Raw genomic sequence first — 16,084 nt, forward strand, 5'->3', positions numbered from 1 at the left:
GCTCGGGCGGGGGCGGGATGCGGCGCGGGGTGGCCCGCGCCGCATCCGTCCGGATCAGTCGGCGAGAGTGATCTCGTACACGTCGACCGTCTGGTGGTGCGACGCGCGGTAGGTGTAGCCCTCGACACGGTCGGACATGACCGCGACGAGGTTCGAGTTGGCCAGGTTCATCGAGACGAAGTCACCGGTGATGGTCTCCTGCGCCTCGAGGTACTGCGCGCAGCGCGCGTCCTCGTCGGTCTCGCGCTGGGCGGACTCGAGCAGCTCGTCGACCTCGGCGTTGTCGTACGCGCCCCAGTTCTGCCCCGTGCCGATGAACTGCGAATCGAAGTTCTGGTACAGGATCGCGCTGGCGTCCGGGAACGCCGGGAACGCGTAGATCATGCCCATCTGCGGGCGCGTGTCGTCGCTCGCGTAGAGCTCCACGAACTGCGGGTAGGTGACGGCCTGCAGTTCGAGCGTGATGCCAATCTCGGCGAGGTTCGACTGCAGCAGCGTCGCGGCCTGCTCCATCTCGGTCGTCGCCTCGAGGTAGACCATCGACACGGTGGTGCCGGCGAGACCGTTGTCGTCGACGAGCTGCTGGGCGCGCTCGAGGTCGAACGTCGGCTGCCCGATGTCGTCGGTCGTGGAGCACTGCATACCGCCCGGCAGCGGCCCGTTGACCGTGTTTCCGGCGCCGAGCAGGATCGCGTCGACGTGCTGTTGGTAGTCGTACGCGTACGAGATCGCCTCGCGCAGAGCCGGATCCGAGGTCGTCGGGTCGGCCATGTTGAAGAACGAGTACAGCACGACGTTCGTCGCGGACGAGTCGGTCACGAACCCGTCGGTGTCGAACTGGGCGCGGTCGGCGGGCGCGATGTCCATGGCGATGTCGATGTCGCCCGAGGTGAGCGCCGAGGCCTGCGTGGAGGCCTCCGTCAGGTAGCGGAACTCGATGTTCTCCGCCTGGCCGTCGAACCCACCCCAGTAGTCGGCGTACTGCGCGTAGGTCGCCGACTGGTTCGGGGTGTACCCCGTGACGGTGTACGGGCCGGATCCGGCGTCGTTCGTCGCGAGCCAGGACTGGCCCTGGTCGTCGCCCGCGTTCTCCTCGACGAGCGCCGAGTTGACGACGTAGACGCGGGTGAGCGCCGCGAGGAAGGGGGCGTCGGCCTCGCTGAGGGTGATCTCGACGTGCGTGTCGTCGATCGCCTCGGCGTGGTCGTAGGCGGTGAGGAACGACGCGACGCCGATCCCGATGCCCTGGATCCGGTCCAGGGTGTACACGACGTCGGCGGCCGTGAGCGCCGCGCCGTCGTGGAAGGTGACGTCGTCGCGGAGCGTCAGCGAGATGACGGTGCCGCTGTCGTCAACGCTCCACTCGGTGACGAGCTCGCCCGCCAGCTGGTTGTCGTCGTCGTAGGTGAGGAGCGAGTCGTAGGCCGGGATGACGACCTCGTCGACCGTCGAGTTGTCGGCCTGCACGGGGTCGAACGACGCCGGCGGCTCGTTCTCCGCGATGACGAGCGTGCCCTGGCGGGCTCCGCCCGTGGCGGCGGATCCGCCGGTGTCGCCGGATCCGGCGCAGCTGGCGAGCAGCAGCGCCGTGCCGAGGATCGCTGCGGTGCCCAAGAGGTGGGTTGAACGCATGTCGGTACCTATTCCTGTGAGGAGGGGGATCGGGTGTCACGGCGCGCGGTGGGGGACCACGAGCCGTCAGGGTGGATCTCTACGCCGTAGAGCTCGCGAGCGGCGTCTGCGCTCACGTAGCCGTCGATGACGTCCTCGACGACAGCCTGGGGGTCACGCTCGAGCGGGTCGCCGTAGCCGCCCCCGCCCGCCGTGCGGTTGATGAACCTCTCCCCCGCGGCCATCGAGGCGCGGTACATGCCGACGCGCTTGGCGCGATCGGTGTCCGGCCAGATGACCATCTCGCTCGGCTCGGGCTCGAGCCCGCCGTCGAGCGCCCAGGGGCGGGTCTTGGTCTTCTTCTTCATCGAGAGCACCTCGCCGGGCTCCGTGTAGCTCACCTCGCGGAGCACGCCGACGCCGCCGCGGTGGCGGCCTGCGCCCGCCGAGTCCTGGATGAGCTCGAGGCGCTCGTGCAGGAGCGTCGCCTTGTGCTCGAGGACCTCGATCGGGGTGTTGCGCACGGTCGTCTGCGAGGGGTGCTGCTGGGCGTTGCCGCCGTCGTGGTCGCGCGTCGCGCCCCACCCGATGCCCTCGTTGTTGCTGACGACATAGTCGGATCCGGTGCGCGAATCGTGGCCGAGCGCCATGAACCCGGGCTCGTCCCCGCCGGAGGAGGCGGGGATCTCGGCGAGGGCCTGCGCAAGCGCCTTGTGGACGAGCTCGGTGGCGACGATGGCACTCCACTGCGTGAAGGTCGCGGCGGGGTAGACGGCGTGGAAGATGCTGCCCTCCTCCGCGATGACCTCGAGCGGCGCGAAGTGGCCCGCGTTGGAGGGCTCCTCGGGCGTCGTGAGGCTCTTGAAGGTGGCTTTCACGATGCCCTCGGTGGCGCCGATCGGCAGGTTCACGGGGCCCAGGACCGACGGCGAGGAACCCGTGTAGTCGGCGGTGATGCGGTCGCCGTCGATCGTGACGCGCACCGTGATCTCGATGAGGTCGTCGCTGATGTTGTCGTCGTCGATGTAGTCGGTCGCCGTCCAGCTGCCATTCGGCAGGGCCTCGACGGCGCGGCGCGCGACGGACTCGCCGTGCTCGATGACCTGGCGAATCGCCTGCTCGACCTGGTCGATGCCGAACTTCTCCCAGATCTGGTGGAGGCTGCGCTCCCCCACCCGCAGCGCGGCGAGCTGGGCGTGGAAGTCGCCGAGGGTGAGCTCGGGCAGGCGCGAGTTGAAGCGGATGAGCTCCGCGACGTCGTGGACGAGCTCGCCGCCCGCGACAATCTTCGTGCCCGGGAAGATGAGCCCCTCCTGGTGCATGTCCGTTGAGTCGAGGACGTATCCCGGAGCCTTGGCGCCGAGGTCCATCCAGTGCGCGCGCACCGCGAGGAACGCGGCGGGCGCGTCGCGGCCGTCGAGGAAGACGGGGGCGAACAGCATGGCATCGTAGGCGTGCGCGCCGCTCCAGTACGGGTAGTTCAGGAGGAAGACGTCGCCGGGCCCCATGTTCTCGACGCCGATGTAGCGAGAGCCCTCCATGAGCGCGCGGTCGTTGGCGCCGAGGAAGTGCGTGATGCCGCTCGCCTCCGCCATCAGCTGCTGCTCGGCGTTGTAGATGGAGATCCCGAAGTCGAGGACGTCGTAGATGACCGGGTTGAAGGCGCTGCGCACGAGCGTGCGGCGCATCTGCTCGGCCGCCGAGACGACGTAGTTCCGGATGACCTCGACGGTGGCCCCGTCGAGTCGCTGTTCCGCGGTCATGACGCGGCTCCCTTCAGGCTGATGGCGAGGTGTCCGTACTCGTTGACGAGGAGCTCCTGGTCGCTGAAGAACACGGTGGTCGAGGTGCCCTCTTCGACGATCGCGGGGCCCGCGATCGTCTGCCGCGCGAGGAGGCTATGGCGGTCGTACACGGCCGCGTCGACCCACGCATCGGTGGCGACGTCGAACAGGCGGCGCGAGGAGACGGCCTCCGGCGATCCGGACCCGGAAGCGATGCGCACGAGCGGCGGCTTCGGCTGCACGCCGACGGCGCGCAGACGAACGGAGAGGATCTGGCCCGGCTCGTCCATCGCGTGGCCGTGGCGCGAGAGGTGCTGCGCGTTGAACGCCGCGAGGACGTCGGCCGCGGTGTCGCCCGGTCGGTACTCGACCGAGAGCGTGTGCTCCTGACCCCGGTAGCGCACGTCGAGGGTGCGGACGATGCGGCGGGCCTCCTCAGGGACCTCCTGCCGGTCGAGGACCTCGGTGGCGCGGCCCTCGAGCTCGCGGAACGTGGACTCGAGGATGGCGAGCTCCTCGTCGTCTAGCGGGGCCAGCGCTGTGGCGGCGAACTCGAACTCGAGATCGCTCATGAGCATGCCGAACGCCGAGAACGCGGCGGGCACGGGCGGAACGAGCGCGGTGCGGATCCCCATCTCGCGCGCCAGCATGGGCGCGAGGAGCGGGCCGGCGCCGCCGAAGGCGAGGAGGGTGAACTCGCGCGGGTCGAGGCCGCGCTCAATCGTGATCTCGCGCAGGGCGCCGACGGTGCGGGCGACGAGGATCCGGAGGATGCTCGCGGCCGCGGCCGTCTTGTCGAGCCCGAGGGGGGTCGCCACGACGCGCTCGATGGCGTCGCGGGCCGCGTCGGCTGAGACCTGCATCTGGCCGCCGAGGAAGCGATCGGGGTCGAGGAAGCCGAGCGCGAACGCGGCGTCCGTCACGGTCGGCTCGGTGCCGCCGTTGCCGTAGGCGACGGGGCCCGGAACGGATCCTGCGGACCGAGGCCCGACCTTGAGGAGCTCGCCGTCCATCCACGCGATCGATCCGCCACCGGCGCCGATCGTGCGGATGTCGAAGATAGGCAAGAGCAGCGGGAGGCCGTCGATCTCGGCCTCGTGCACCTCGCTCGGTTGCCCGTCGACGACGACGCACGAGTCAACGCTCGTGCCGCCCACGTCGAACGACAGCACGTTCGGCAGGCCCAGCTCGCGGGCGAGGAACGTCGTCCCGACGACGCCGCCGGCGGGGCCGGAGAGCACGGTCGTCAGCGGCGCCTGCTTGGCAAGGTCGGCGGTCATGGCCCCGCCGCCCGAGCGCATGATGTGCAGCGGGGTCGCGAGTCCGCCCTCGGCGAGCTTGCCCTCCAGCGAGGCGATGTAGTCGTCCAGCACGGGGCGGATGTACGCGTCGAGCGCGACGGTGCTCGTGCGCTCGTACTCCCGGTACTCGCGCGTGAGGTCGCTCGAGAGCGACACGGCGGTGCCGGGGAAGGCCTCGCGCAGGATCCGGCCCGCAGCCTGCTCGTGGCGCGGATCCGCGTAGGAGTGCAAGAAGCACACGGCGATCGAGGACAGGCCGTGCTCCTCCACGAGGATGCGGCCCGCCTCGCGCACGGCGTCCTCGTCGAGCGGGACGAGCTCGCGGCCCTGCGCGTCGAGGCGGCCCGGCACGCCCAGGCGGTGGCGGCGCGGCACGAGCGGCGCGGGGCGCTGGTACTGGAAGTCGTACATGTGCGCGGCGGGGATCGCGGCGCGCGCGATCTCGAGGAGGTCGCTGAAGCCCTCGTTCGTGATGATGCCGACGGCGGCGCCGCTGCGCTGCAGGATCGCGTTGAGGCCGAGCGTCGTGCCGTGCGCAAACGACTCGATCTCCGCGATGTCGGCGCCCATGCCGTCGACGAGGCCCGTGATGCCCTCGAGCACGCCGCGGGCGGGCTCGGCAGGGGTCGTGGACACCTTGTGGACGGTGATGTCGCCGTTCGTCGTGTCGTACGAGATGGCGTCGACGAAGGTTCCGCCGATGTCGACGGCGACCTTGAGGCGGGGGTCGGTCACTGGACTCCTCCGTTCGGGGCGGGGTTCGGGGCGATGGTCGCGGCGACGTCGAGGTCGCTGCGGACGAGGCGGCCGGCCTGGATGACCGTGCCGATAGTGCGGAGGGCCGAGACCGTGGCGGTCGGGTCTTCCTCGGTGATGACGAAGTCGGCGGCGAGACCCTCGCGGATGGACCCGAAGCGGTCCTCGGAGCGCAGCAGGCGCGCGGCCTCCCAGGTACCGGCTCGCAGGGCGGCGCCCGTGGGCAGGCCGGCCTGCTCGAGATACTCCATCTCCTTGACGGCGCAGGAGGTGCCGTCGTGCGGCTCGCCCGGCAGGTAGTCGGTGCCGGCGACGATGCGGATCCCGTCGCCGTCCAGCTCGTCGGGCGACGTGATGGCGCGGCCGAAGGCGCGCTGGATGCTCTCGAGGTGCTGGGGGTGCACCCGCTGGGCGAGCTCGATCTGCCACTCGGTGAAGCCGTGGTCGCGCATCCAGACGGGGCTGGAGGTGACCGAGAGCGTCGGCGTGAGGTAGGAGCGGTGCGCGGCCATCATCGACACCGTCTCCTCATCGAGGTCGTAGCCGTGCTCGAACGCGTTGATGCCGACCGAGATGGCCTCGCGGATCGCCTCGCCGCCGCCCGCGTGGGCCGCGACGTACGTGCCCTGCTCGCGGGTGGCGCGCACGACGGCCGCCATCTCCTCGCGCGTCATCTGCGCGCCGTTGAAGGACTCGTCGGCGTGCGCGATGCCGCCCGTGATGAACACCTTGATGTGGTCGGCGCCGGCCTCGAGCTCGGTGCGCGCGGCCTTGAGGAACTCGTCGGCGCCGTCGGCGTACACGCACGCCATACCCTTGCCGTGCCCGCCGGTGATTCCGAGCGCGCGCCCGGAGGCGAGGATCCGCGGTGCCTCCATCCAGCCCGCGGCGACGGCCTTGCGGATCTCGATGTCGGCCTGGTTCTGCTCGTCCAGGGTGCGCACCGTGGTGACGCCGGCGTACAGCGCGTCCCGGGCCCGGCTCGCGCCGCGCAGGACGCTCTGCGCCGACGTCTCGGTGACGTCCGTGTCGTCGAACGGGTAGACGATCGTGAGGTGGGTGTGCACCGACACCAGGCCGGGCGCGAGGTAGCGGCCGCCGAGATCTACGACGGCGGCGCCCGCGGGCGCGGGCTGGTCGGTGACCGTGCGGATCACGCCGCGAAAGACCTCGACGTTCGCCTCCGAGACGCTCGTCCCGACGACGTCGACGACGCGGCCGCCGACGAGCCACAGCGGCTCGTCCGAGGCGGGCATGCCGGGGCGCGCCGACGGAATGTTTGTGTTGCGGATCATGCGGAGATCGCTTCCTTGCCCGCCGTCGCGAGCAGTCGTTCCGGTCCGAGGTCGCGTACGTCGACCTGCGGCGTCTCGCCGGTGACGGTCTCGGCGAGCGTGCGGGCCCAGAGGGGGGAGAAGGTGAAGGAATAAGTGCCGGTGGCGACGAGAAACCCCGTGAGGCCGGGAACCTCGCCGACGACGGGCATCTCGTCGGGCGTGGCGGCCAGCGGACCGCTCCAGGCGCGGGAGAGGCCGAGCCCCGCCAGCTCTGGCACGACGCGCACCGCGTCGGCCAGGTTGCCGGCGACGTTCTCGTCGACGACGGGTGCTGGCTCGCCGAGGGTGAGCTGTCCGGCGGGCCAGCCGCCACCGATGACGACGCTGCCGGATCCGACCTGCTTCACGGACAGCCCGATGCCGATGTGCTGCACAAGGTGCGGCAGGAAACGCGGGGCGCGGACGGTCTCGAGCATCTGGATCGCAAGGGGCTCGAGCCGCAGCTCGGCTCCCGCGAGCTGCGTGACCCGGCCGGCCCACGGGCCCGCCGCGTTGACGACGACCGGCGCGGAGAAGTTCCCGACCGTGCTCCGGACCTCCCAGTCCTGTCCGACGCGCGCCAGCGCCGTGACGGGGGCGTTCGAGTAGACGCGGGCGCCTCGTTCCCGCGCCGCGCGCAGGTACGCGGGGGTGACGAGGAGCGAGTTGGCGTATCCATCGGCCGCGCACCACGTCGCGCCGAGCACCGACGGACCCAGCTGCGGGAGCGCGGCGCGCACGGCGTCGCCGTCGAGCACCTCGGTCTCGATGCCGGCGGCGCGCTCCCACGCGGACTTCTCGTGGAGCGCCGCCAGGTCCTCGGGCGTCTCCGCGACGGTGAATCCGCCGCAGCGCACGACCTCGACGGGCCGGCCGAGGCGTTCCTCCACGCCCTCCCATAGGTCGCTCGCGACCTTCTGCAGCGGCACGAGGCGCGCGGCGTCGACCGCGATGCCCTGGCCGGGCCGGCGCGTGTGGATGGCCTGGATGTGGAGGTTGCCCGCCGTGGTGCCGGATCCCTGCCGGCCCGGCAGCGCGCGCTCGAGGAGCACGACGTCGAGGCCGCGGTCGGCGAGCTCGAACGCGGTGGCGGATCCGAGAACGCCTCCGCCAATGACGATGACGTCGGCGGTCTGGCTCACCACGTCGCGCGCTCCGCGATCACGGCCGCCTCGCGGTCGGCGGACAGGGGAAGCTCGCCGGCGCGGAGGATCGCGGCGATGTCGCGGATCGCCCCCGCGTCCGTGACCTCGAGCAGCGGCCGGCGCACGCGGCCGGCGGGCTGACCCAGCAGTTCCATCGCGAGCTTGAGCTGCGAGATGGGGGAGGCAAAGCGTCCGCTGTAGTCGCCGGCGATCAGGCGTCCGCTGATCGCCTGGTACTTGTCGACCCAGAACCGCGCGAGGTCGAGGTTCCCGGCCAGCGCCGCCTCGTAGAAGGGCACGCCGTAGGGGGCCGCGACGCCGCCGCCATCGATCGCGCCGTCGCCCCCGAGGCCGGCCATGATCGCAAGACCCTTGCGGTGGCTCAGGCTGCCGAAGACGCGCACTCGCTCGGCGACCTCCTGGACGGTCCCGACCATGGCGTTCCAGTCGCCCGTCGAGTCCTTGATCGCCGCGACGTTCGGCAGGTCGGCGAGGTCGGACATGAGCCCGGGGACCTGCGCGAGGTCGGCGGAGACACCGCGCGGCCAGTTGTAGACCATGAACGGCAGGGCGGTCGCGCCGCTGACCTCGCGGTAGAACTCCAGCGCCTCCGCGGGCGACGGGTGCACGTAGGGCGGCACCGTCGCGAGCGCGCCGTCGGCGCCCGCCGATTCCGCGTGCCGCGCGAGGGCGATGGCCTCGTCGGCGGTGGAGGCGGTGACGCCGATGACGACGGGGATCCGACCCGCGACCGCGTCGACCGCGACCTCCGCGACCTGGCGGCGCTCGGCCACGGACTGGCTGAACCACTCCCCCGTGCTGCCGTTGATGAGCACGCCGTGCACGCCCTGGCTCACGTACAGATCCATGAGCTGTCGGAGCCCCGGCTCGTCGACGGATCCGTCGGCGGCGAACGGGGTGGAGGCGGCGGGCCAGTAGCCCGACCACTCGACGTCGTGTCGGTTCATTGCTTCCTCTGGTCTCCCGCCGTGCGGCGAGCAATTCCTGCGATCGTTTGCATTAGTTTGAGGACACATTTGGCCGGAGCGCAAGGCGGAAACCAGGTTTTTCACCGCTCGAAACATGGTAGAAATGCGCCATTTCGACGCGCTTGCGCAGAACGCCGCAACCGTGGATCATCGTGTCGACGACACGTTCGAACGCTCAATATGCATTCGATTGCAGACTGTTAGCGTGCACGTGTCGGCGCCGCGCGGACCACCCGCTGGCGCGTTGGGGAGGACCACACATGTCGATCACGCTGCGCGCGGTTGCGCAGGACGCGGGGGTCTCGATCAGCACCGCATCGCGGGCGCTGAACGGATCTCCGCTCATTTCGCACGAAACCCGCACGCTCGTCGAGGGCTCGGCGCAGAAGCTGGGCTACCGCCCGAACCGCGCCGCCAGCGCGCTGCGCTCGAAGCGCTCGCGCCTTATCGGCCTCGTGATGAACAACCTCGTCAATCACTCCTTCCACACAATCGCCGAGGTCACCCAGCGCAAGGCCGCGAGCGAGGGCTATCAGGTCATCCTGTCCACGACGGGCGGCGACCCCGCCGCCGAGCAGGATCTCCTCCGCACCCTCTCCGACCACGGCGTCGATGGCACCCTGATTATCGGAAGCGGCCAGAACGCCGCGACGACCAACGGCTTCCTCGCCGACGGCATGGCGGTCGTCAACGTCATTCGGTCGTCACGAGACAGCCTCGCGCCGACGGTACTCGCGGCCGACCGCGACGGCGCCTTCGAGGCGACCCGCCACCTGGCCGGCCTGGGCCACCGACGCATCGGCTACATCGGCGGCGAGCCGACGTCGGATTCGGGGCGCGAGCGACATGCCGGCTACTCCGAGGCCCTCGAGGCCGAGGGCCTCGCGTACGACCCCGACCTCGTCATCCGCGGCCCCTTCACCCAGGACTTCGGCGCCGACGCCGCGCGCGAGCTTCTCGCCCGCCGTACGGGCATGACGGCGCTCTTCGCCGCCAACCACGAGGCCGTGTTCGGGGTTCTGCCCGTGCTTGCCGCGGAGCAGGTGCGGATCCCCGATGACCTCGCCCTCGCTTGCTTCGAGGACATGCCCCTGCTGCAGATGTGGCACCCGCCCGTGACCGTCGTCGACAACGGCGCGTCGGAGATCGCCGAGCTCGCCGTCGATCTCCTCCTGAACCAGATCGGCGCCCCCACCGATCCTGAAAACCTGCGGCGTCTCGCCCGCACCTACCGCGTGGGCGCGCGGCTCATAGAGCGCGCCTCCACGGCACCTCCCGTTACCCGAAAGAGCTGATTGATCATGCCCGCCACACCAGTCGTTGTGACGATTTCCCAGCCCGACCTGGCTCACGCCGGCGTGCCGGTCGCGGATCGCCTCCGCGTGCACCCCTTCGATCACCCCGTCGTCGATGCCATGAACCTCGGCATCACGCGCGGCGACGGCATCTTCGAGACGGTCGGGATCCACCGCGGTCGGGTGCAGGGCGTTGAGGAGCACCTCGCGCGCTTCGCGCGTTCGGCGGCCATGCTCGAGCTGCCGGAGCCCGATCTGGAGGCCTTCCGCGCGGCCGTCGACCTCGGGGTGTCTCACCTGGGCGACGTCGAGGATGCCTACTGCAAGTACGTCTACACCCGCGGCATCGAGAGCCGGAGCTTCGAGCCCACCGGCTACGCCTTCATCGACGTCAACCCCGACTGGACGCGCGAGCGCACGGAGGGCATTGCCGCCGTCACCCTTACGCGCGGGTACCCGCTCGACATCGCGCAGCGCGCCCCCTGGCTGCTGCAGGGCGCGAAAACCCTGTCGTACGCCGTGAACCGCGCCGTCCTGCGCGAGGCCGCCCGGCGCGACGCCGAGGACGTGATCTTCACCACCACCGACGGCTACGTGCTGGAGGGCCCGACCTCGACGCTGCTCCTCCGCTTCGGCGACGAGTTTGTCACGCCGACGCCCGAGCACGGCGTCCTCGTCGGCACCGCCCAGCTCGGCGCCTTCGAGTACCTCGCCTCGCACGGCCACCGCACCACCTACCGCGACGTGCGAGTCGAGGAGCTGGCCGAGGCCGACCAGCTCTGGCTGACGAACAGCCAGCGTCTCGCTGCCCCTCTCCGCCGCCTCGACGGCCGCGAGTTCCCCGTCGACCGCACCTTTACCGCCGGCCTGAACACCTTCCTTCGCGTCCGCAGCTGACCGACACAATCCGGCAGCCGCACGGCGCCCAGCATCCCCGCGCTGACGGCACCCCCGGCGGGCTTATACAGCGCCTCACCCCCGGTGCACTCAAGCCCCACGGCACCTCTGGCGGATCGACGCCCCACGGCACGCCCTGCGCCCCCGGGTGCACTCAAGCCCCGCAGCACCCCCGCGGGGCTCGAGCCGCACGTCGCCCCCGACGCCCACCGCACGCACCGGTCCGTCCTTGACGGGCCCGCGCCTGACGGCACCGGCCCGACTCCCCCACCGAACACCCCCGCTCACCCCGGTTCCCCCGCCGGGACGAAACTCACGCGCCGCGGCGGTCTGTCGATGACCGTCGTGCCGCCCGCGGGCGGCGTCCACGCGAGGTGGCCGCCCGGCCCCTGCGCGACGCGCCACCCCGTCGCGTGTTTCAACGTGTGGTGCCGCTTGCACAGGCACGCGAGGTTCGTGACCGCCGTCGGTCCGCCGCGCGCGTGGTCGATCGTATGGTCGATGTCGCAACGCCTGGCCGGCTGGCGGCACCCGGGGAATCGGCAGTGCTGGTCCCGCGCCCGCAGGAATCGCTGCTGCGCCGCGGTCGGCGCGTAGCGGTCGGTCGCGAGGACCGTGCCGGTGACCGGATCCGTCAAGAGCCGATCCCATCCGCTCGCCCCGCCCGCGAGGCGCCGGGCGGATTCCGGATCCACGGGGCACCGCCCGTCGAGCTCGCCCGGCGTCGCCGCCGCCCCGGTTAGCGTCGTAACGGGGATCGTCACCTGGACGTGCGCCCGGATGGCGCCGAGCCCGCCCGGCGCCTGATCGGACGCGTGATCCACCGCCGGTGTGCCGGTGAGAAGCATGTCAAGCGCCAGGTCGGCCCGCGTCTGGTCGGCCGTGCGCGTGTCGGCCCACTGCTCGCCCGCGCCCTCCCCCGAACCATCACCCTCCCGCGCCGCCCGCCGCGCGTCGTCCTGCAGCACCCGCGCCTGGCGCGTGAGCCGGTCGTACGTGCCGTGGATCTCGGCGCTCGGCCCGATGATGCCCAGCATCGACGTTGCCTGGTCGATGTCGCTGACGAACACCCGCCGCGACGCGACCGCGGCCACCCGCTGGGCCGCCTCCGTGCGCGGCGCGTGTCGCTCGGCCGCCTGCGCCGCGTATCGCGCGGTGGCCGCCGGCGTCGAGTCCTCGGCCACCGCCAGCGCGTCGACCTCGTAGGATCCGCGCGTCGACGGATCCGCAATCCGCGCCCCGGCCTCGGCGATCGCGTGCGCGTGGCGGTCGTCGATCCGGCCCTCGCGGAGCGCGTGGAGCGTCGCCGGGAACCCGCCCACGAGCCGCGCGGCCTCGGCCATGCGCGACTGTACGCGACGATCGTTAGCCCGCAGGGGCGCCGCGAGCGTCGCGGCCATGAGCCGCCGCGGCATCTCGCGCTCGCGGGAGGCCGCCGCGCCCACCCGCGCCGTCTGCGCCGCGGCGATCGCGTCGGCGCGGGCGAGGAGCGTCGCCTTCTGCGCCGCTAGGCCGGCCTCGGCGGCGCGAATCTCGACGAGCGCCCGCGCGATCTCCTCCGCCTGACGCATCTCCTCGCGCGTCGCGAACCCACCCGCCTCGCGTCGCTCCATCGGTCTCACCGCCTCCTGTTCGATACCCTCAGATTAGAAGAGAGGTACGACATTTAGAGGAGGAATGTGGATTCTGTGGAGAACATATCTTCGGATGAAGATTGAGCGACGAATGATCCACGGACAGCCCAATCGATCGCCCTCACAGCATCCCGCGGCCTTCCCTACTTGACCGCGCCACCCGCCGCCCCGGCGGCGATGTACCGCTGCGCGAAGATGAGGAGCACAAGCGCCGGGATCGAGGCGATCACGGCCGTCGCCATGACGGGCCCCCAGCTCTGCACGTTGCCCTGCAGATAGTTGTAGATGCCGAGGGTGATGGGCTTGACGCTCTCATCCGTCGTCAGCGTCAGAGCGAAGATGAAGTCGCTCCACGCGAACAGGAAGCTGAACAACCCCGCCGTGATGAGGGCGTTGCGGCTGACGGGAAGCACGATCGACCAGAAGGCGCGGAACTGCGTCGCCCCGTCGACGCGCGCGGCCTCGACGATCGAGTCCGGGATGGACCGCATAAAGGCGCTCATGATGAGGATGGCGAACGGAACGGCGTGCGTCGCATCGGCGAGGATCAGACCGGGAATGGTGTTCACGATCCGCAGATCGTTGAAGAGCGTGTAGAGCGAGTTGGCGATCACGATGCCGGGGATCATCTGGGCAAGCAGCAGGGCGAACATGAACACGCCCTTACCGCGGAGCGCGAACTTCGCCACGGCGTATGCCGCGGGGGCGGCGATCGCGAGCGTGAGGAGCACGGTGCCGAGTGCCACGACGAGACTGACCCCGAGTCGCGGGAGCTGCTGGCTGAAGGCGAGACGGTACCCGTCGAGCGTCGGATCCGTCGGGAAGAACGCACTCGAGGCGGCAGTTCCACCCCCTTGGAACGAGGTGTTCACCATCCAGTAGACGGGAAAGAGCATGAGCGCGAGCAGCAGGATCCCGAAGGCCGTGTGCAGCGCTCGGCGCGTGCGCGTGGTGGTGATCATGACGGTCCTTACTCGTCCACGGCGCGGCGGTTAAGCCGCAAATAGACGATGGCAAAGGCGAGCGATACGAGGATGAGGATGTTGCTCACGGCGGCACCGGTGCCGAACGAGAACTCCTCGAAGGAGCGACGATACGAGTCCGTCGCGAGCGTCTGGGTGGCGTTCGCGGGACCGCCACCGGTCAGCCCGACGATGATGTCGAGCACCTTCAGTGTGTAGACGACGCCGAGCACGAGGACCACTGTGACGACGGGACGGAGGTTCGGCCAGGTGATGTGCCAGAACGCGCGCCACCCCGTTGCCCCGTCGAGCGCACCCGCCTCGTAGAGCTCTTCCGGAATGTCCTGCAGGCCGCTGTACAACAGGGTCGTGTTGAACGGGATGCCGAGCCAGACGTTGACGATGATGACCGCAATGAGGGCGAGATCGGGGCTCGTCAGCCACGGGATGGGGGTGCTGATGACGTGCAGCCCGCCGAGCACCTCGTTCAGCACCCCGCCGTCCTGGTCGAGGATCCATTTCCAGACCGCAGTGCCGGCGATGACCGGGATGAGCCAGGGCAGGAGGAGGAGCGAACGGAGCACACCGTTGAGAGGGAACTTCTTGTTGAAGTACAGGGCGAAGAGGAGACCGAGGACGAACTGTCCCGCGATCGAGCCGATGGTGAACAGCAGCGTGTTGACCACGGTCGTGGAGAACAGACTGTCGGTGACGACCTCGACGTAGTTCGCCATCCCCACCCAGGGCGCCTCCCCCGTGTAGAAGGTGCGCGTCGTGTACTCCTGGAAACCCATCAGGAGGTTCTTGACCACGGGGTAGCCGAAGAACACCACCACGTAGAGGATGGCGGGCGCGAGGAACAGCCACAGCGATAGCGCCGCTCGGCCACGCTGTCGGCGCGGGTCGGGCATGGCCCGTCGGCTGACGGACCCCGCTCGTACGGCCGTCGCCGTCTCTGTCGACACACTCATGTTCGTCGGTCTCCTTTCGCCCGGCGTCGGCTACTCGCTCACCTGGGCGAGCGCGTCGGCAGGCTCGGCGCTGTCAGTGAGCGCCAGCTGCACCGCCGAGTAGATGGCCGTGGCGGCGGCGGGCCAGTCCTCCCCGAGAAGTGCGGTGCGGGCGCGCGCCGTCTGCGCGCTGTCGGCGAACGTCGCGACGAGCGGGTTGTCGGCGGCCGCCTCGGCCGCCGCGTCCGTGTCCGCGGGCACGGCGCCGCGCTGGATCGCCATCGTCTGCTGATGCTCGGGCGCCGTGATGCAGTCGACGAAGTCTCCGGCAGCCGCCATGCGCTCGGGCGAGTCGGTATTCGGGACCGTGAATGCCTCTCCACCGAGCGGTGCGATGATGTCGTCGCCCGCGTCGGGAACGGGGATCGGCACGGACGCGAACTCGAGCCCCTCCGCCGCTTCGAGCGCGGGGAGATTCCAGGGGCCGTTGATCATCATGGCCGCCTTGCCCGCAATGAACTGGTCGTTGACGTCGTTCTGTGACCAGTTCACGACGCTCCGGGAGGCGGACCCGTCAGCCACGAGGTCGTCGACGAACGTCAACGCCTCCACGGCCTCGTCGCTCGTGAGATCGTCCTCCGTTGCCCCGTTGCTCCAGAGGAACGGGAGGAACTGCCACGTACCCTCGAACGAGTTGGTCGCACTGAAGGCCAGCCCGTACGTGTCGCCGGCAGTAAGCGCCGCAGCAGCCTCGCGCAGCTCGTCCCACGTCTGAGGCGGCGCGATGTCCGCGTCGGCGAGCATCTGCTCGTTGTAGAACAGGCCGATGGTGTTGACCACGGGGGCGATCCCGTAGAGGTCGCCGTCGTAGGTGCCGGCGTCGAGGATCCCCTGCGGGAAGCCGTCGCCCGTGATGCCGTAGTCGCTGAGCGGGCTGAGCGCGCCCGACGCGGCGATCTGCTGGACATCGGGGTTGTCGAGCATGAGCACGTCCGGCAGTGTGCGCGAGGACGCCTGTTGGAGAACGGTGGCGATGAGACCGGACCCGGCCACGTGGTTGGGCTCGACGGTGATGCCGAGCTCCTCCGCGCACGCCGAGTAGATCTCTTCGTAGATTGGCGCGCTGTTCTCGGACATCGTGTCGGTGATCGACAGCGTGATGTCGCCGGACGCGTCGGAAGAGCCGGAACACCCGGCCAGGGCGAGCGCGCCGACGGCGAGCGTCGCTCCGGAAACGACCGTGAATGAGCGATGCATGTGAAGCTCCTTTGCTTGATGACCCCGCCCGGGTTACCCCGGTCGCGCTCTGCGGCGAGCGCACACCGGGCACTGTAGGACGATCTTCGTCGACTTGTCAAAGCGCTTAACCTCGTGTCAGGGTGGGGCCCATATCGTTCGCTGAGGTCGCCGCCGATCTCTCGACAGCGGACGAACCGGAAGGACA

The 16,084-nt window shown here is 70.3% G+C and carries 12 protein-coding genes; 2 read left to right on the plus strand and 10 right to left on the minus strand.

The window, feature by feature from the left end; all coding sequences use genetic code 11:
* Positions 1 to 54 precede the first annotated feature (54 nt).
* The 6 genes from G8E01_RS11010 to G8E01_RS11035 are packed head-to-tail and all read right to left on the minus strand — an operon-like array spanning position 55 to position 8,881.
* Entirely contained in the window at positions 55 to 1,632 is a 1,578-nt protein-coding gene (locus G8E01_RS11010; protein ID WP_166319601.1) for an ABC transporter substrate-binding protein, read from the minus strand.
* A gap of 8 nt (positions 1,633 to 1,640) precedes the next feature.
* Entirely contained in the window at positions 1,641 to 3,374 is a 1,734-nt protein-coding gene (locus tag G8E01_RS11015; protein WP_166319603.1) for a hydantoinase B/oxoprolinase family protein, read from the minus strand.
* Positions 3,371 to 5,431, minus strand: a complete 2,061-nt coding sequence (locus G8E01_RS11020; protein ID WP_166319605.1) for a hydantoinase/oxoprolinase family protein — start codon at positions 5,429 to 5,431, stop codon at positions 3,371 to 3,373. Before G8E01_RS11020 ends, G8E01_RS11015 begins: the two co-directional genes overlap by 4 nt.
* On the minus strand, positions 5,428 to 6,747 hold the full coding sequence (locus tag G8E01_RS11025; RefSeq protein WP_166319607.1) for a metal-dependent hydrolase family protein: 1,320 nt from the start codon (positions 6,745 to 6,747) through the stop codon (positions 5,428 to 5,430). The genes G8E01_RS11020 and G8E01_RS11025 overlap by 4 nt, the downstream gene beginning before the upstream one ends.
* Positions 6,744 to 7,913, minus strand: coding sequence for an FAD-dependent oxidoreductase (locus G8E01_RS11030; protein ID WP_166319609.1), 1,170 nt, complete (start codon positions 7,911 to 7,913; stop codon positions 6,744 to 6,746). The genes G8E01_RS11025 and G8E01_RS11030 overlap by 4 nt, the downstream gene beginning before the upstream one ends.
* The gene (locus tag G8E01_RS11035) at positions 7,907 to 8,881 is read right to left on the minus strand and encodes a dihydrodipicolinate synthase family protein (RefSeq protein ID WP_166319611.1); all 975 of its coding nucleotides are present in this window, start codon (positions 8,879 to 8,881) and stop codon (positions 7,907 to 7,909) included. Before G8E01_RS11035 ends, G8E01_RS11030 begins: the two co-directional genes overlap by 7 nt.
* Positions 8,882 to 9,162: 281 nt before the next feature.
* Between G8E01_RS11035 and G8E01_RS11040 the strand changes: the two genes are divergently transcribed.
* Together G8E01_RS11040 and G8E01_RS11045 are read left to right on the plus strand one after the other, a co-directional pair.
* Positions 9,163 to 10,197 carry a LacI family DNA-binding transcriptional regulator gene (locus tag G8E01_RS11040; RefSeq protein ID WP_166319612.1) on the plus strand — a complete coding sequence of 345 codons (1,035 nt, stop codon included), beginning with the start codon at positions 9,163 to 9,165 and terminating at the stop codon, positions 10,195 to 10,197.
* A gap of 27 nt (positions 10,198 to 10,224) precedes the next feature.
* A complete protein-coding gene (locus G8E01_RS11045; RefSeq protein ID WP_166319614.1) occupies positions 10,225 to 11,094 on the plus strand; it encodes an aminodeoxychorismate lyase in 870 nt (289 codons plus the stop codon).
* A gap of 284 nt (positions 11,095 to 11,378) precedes the next feature.
* Here the strand turns inward: G8E01_RS11045 and G8E01_RS11050 are convergent, their stop codons facing one another.
* From G8E01_RS11050 to G8E01_RS11065, 4 genes are all read right to left on the minus strand, one after another.
* A complete protein-coding gene (locus tag G8E01_RS11050) occupies positions 11,379 to 12,707 on the minus strand; it encodes an HNH endonuclease signature motif containing protein (protein ID WP_166319616.1) in 1,329 nt (442 codons plus the stop codon).
* Positions 12,708 to 12,871: 164 nt separating this feature from the next.
* Positions 12,872 to 13,690: a carbohydrate ABC transporter permease gene (locus G8E01_RS11055; RefSeq protein WP_166319618.1), complete on the minus strand. Its 819-nt coding sequence runs from the start codon at positions 13,688 to 13,690 to the stop codon at positions 12,872 to 12,874.
* An 8-nt stretch (positions 13,691 to 13,698) separates the two neighbouring features.
* Positions 13,699 to 14,601, minus strand: coding sequence for a carbohydrate ABC transporter permease (locus G8E01_RS11060; protein ID WP_240921449.1), 903 nt, complete (start codon positions 14,599 to 14,601; stop codon positions 13,699 to 13,701).
* Positions 14,602 to 14,691: 90 nt separating this feature from the next.
* Complete coding sequence (locus G8E01_RS11065) at positions 14,692 to 15,897, minus strand: sugar ABC transporter substrate-binding protein (RefSeq protein WP_166319622.1); 1,206 nt, start codon at positions 15,895 to 15,897, stop codon at positions 14,692 to 14,694.
* Positions 15,898 to 16,084 lie beyond the last annotated feature (187 nt).

Source organism: Microbacterium excoecariae (assembly GCF_011326725.1).
GTDB classification, from domain to species: domain Bacteria; phylum Actinomycetota; class Actinomycetes; order Actinomycetales; family Microbacteriaceae; genus Microbacterium; species Microbacterium excoecariae.

Excerpts from the sequence above, each read along its gene's own strand:
- G8E01_RS11035 (WP_166319611.1), bottom strand. The coding sequence starts at position 8,881 with ATGAACCGACACGACGTCGAGTGGTCGGGCTACTGGCCCGCCGCCTCC.
- G8E01_RS11015 (WP_166319603.1), bottom strand. The coding sequence starts at position 3,374 with ATGACCGCGGAACAGCGACTCGACGGGGCCACCGTCGAGGTCATCCGG.
- G8E01_RS11055 (WP_166319618.1), bottom strand. The coding sequence starts at position 13,690 with ATGATCACCACCACGCGCACGCGCCGAGCGCTGCACACGGCCTTCGGG.
- G8E01_RS11040 (WP_166319612.1), top strand. The coding sequence starts at position 9,163 with ATGTCGATCACGCTGCGCGCGGTTGCGCAGGACGCGGGGGTCTCGATC.
- G8E01_RS11025 (WP_166319607.1), bottom strand. The coding sequence starts at position 6,747 with ATGATCCGCAACACAAACATTCCGTCGGCGCGCCCCGGCATGCCCGCC.
- G8E01_RS11010 (WP_166319601.1), bottom strand. The coding sequence starts at position 1,632 with ATGCGTTCAACCCACCTCTTGGGCACCGCAGCGATCCTCGGCACGGCG.
- G8E01_RS11060 (WP_240921449.1), bottom strand. The coding sequence starts at position 14,601 with ATGCCCGACCCGCGCCGACAGCGTGGCCGAGCGGCGCTATCGCTGTGG.
- G8E01_RS11065 (WP_166319622.1), bottom strand. The coding sequence starts at position 15,897 with ATGCATCGCTCATTCACGGTCGTTTCCGGAGCGACGCTCGCCGTCGGC.
- G8E01_RS11050 (WP_166319616.1), bottom strand. The coding sequence starts at position 12,707 with ATGGAGCGACGCGAGGCGGGTGGGTTCGCGACGCGCGAGGAGATGCGT.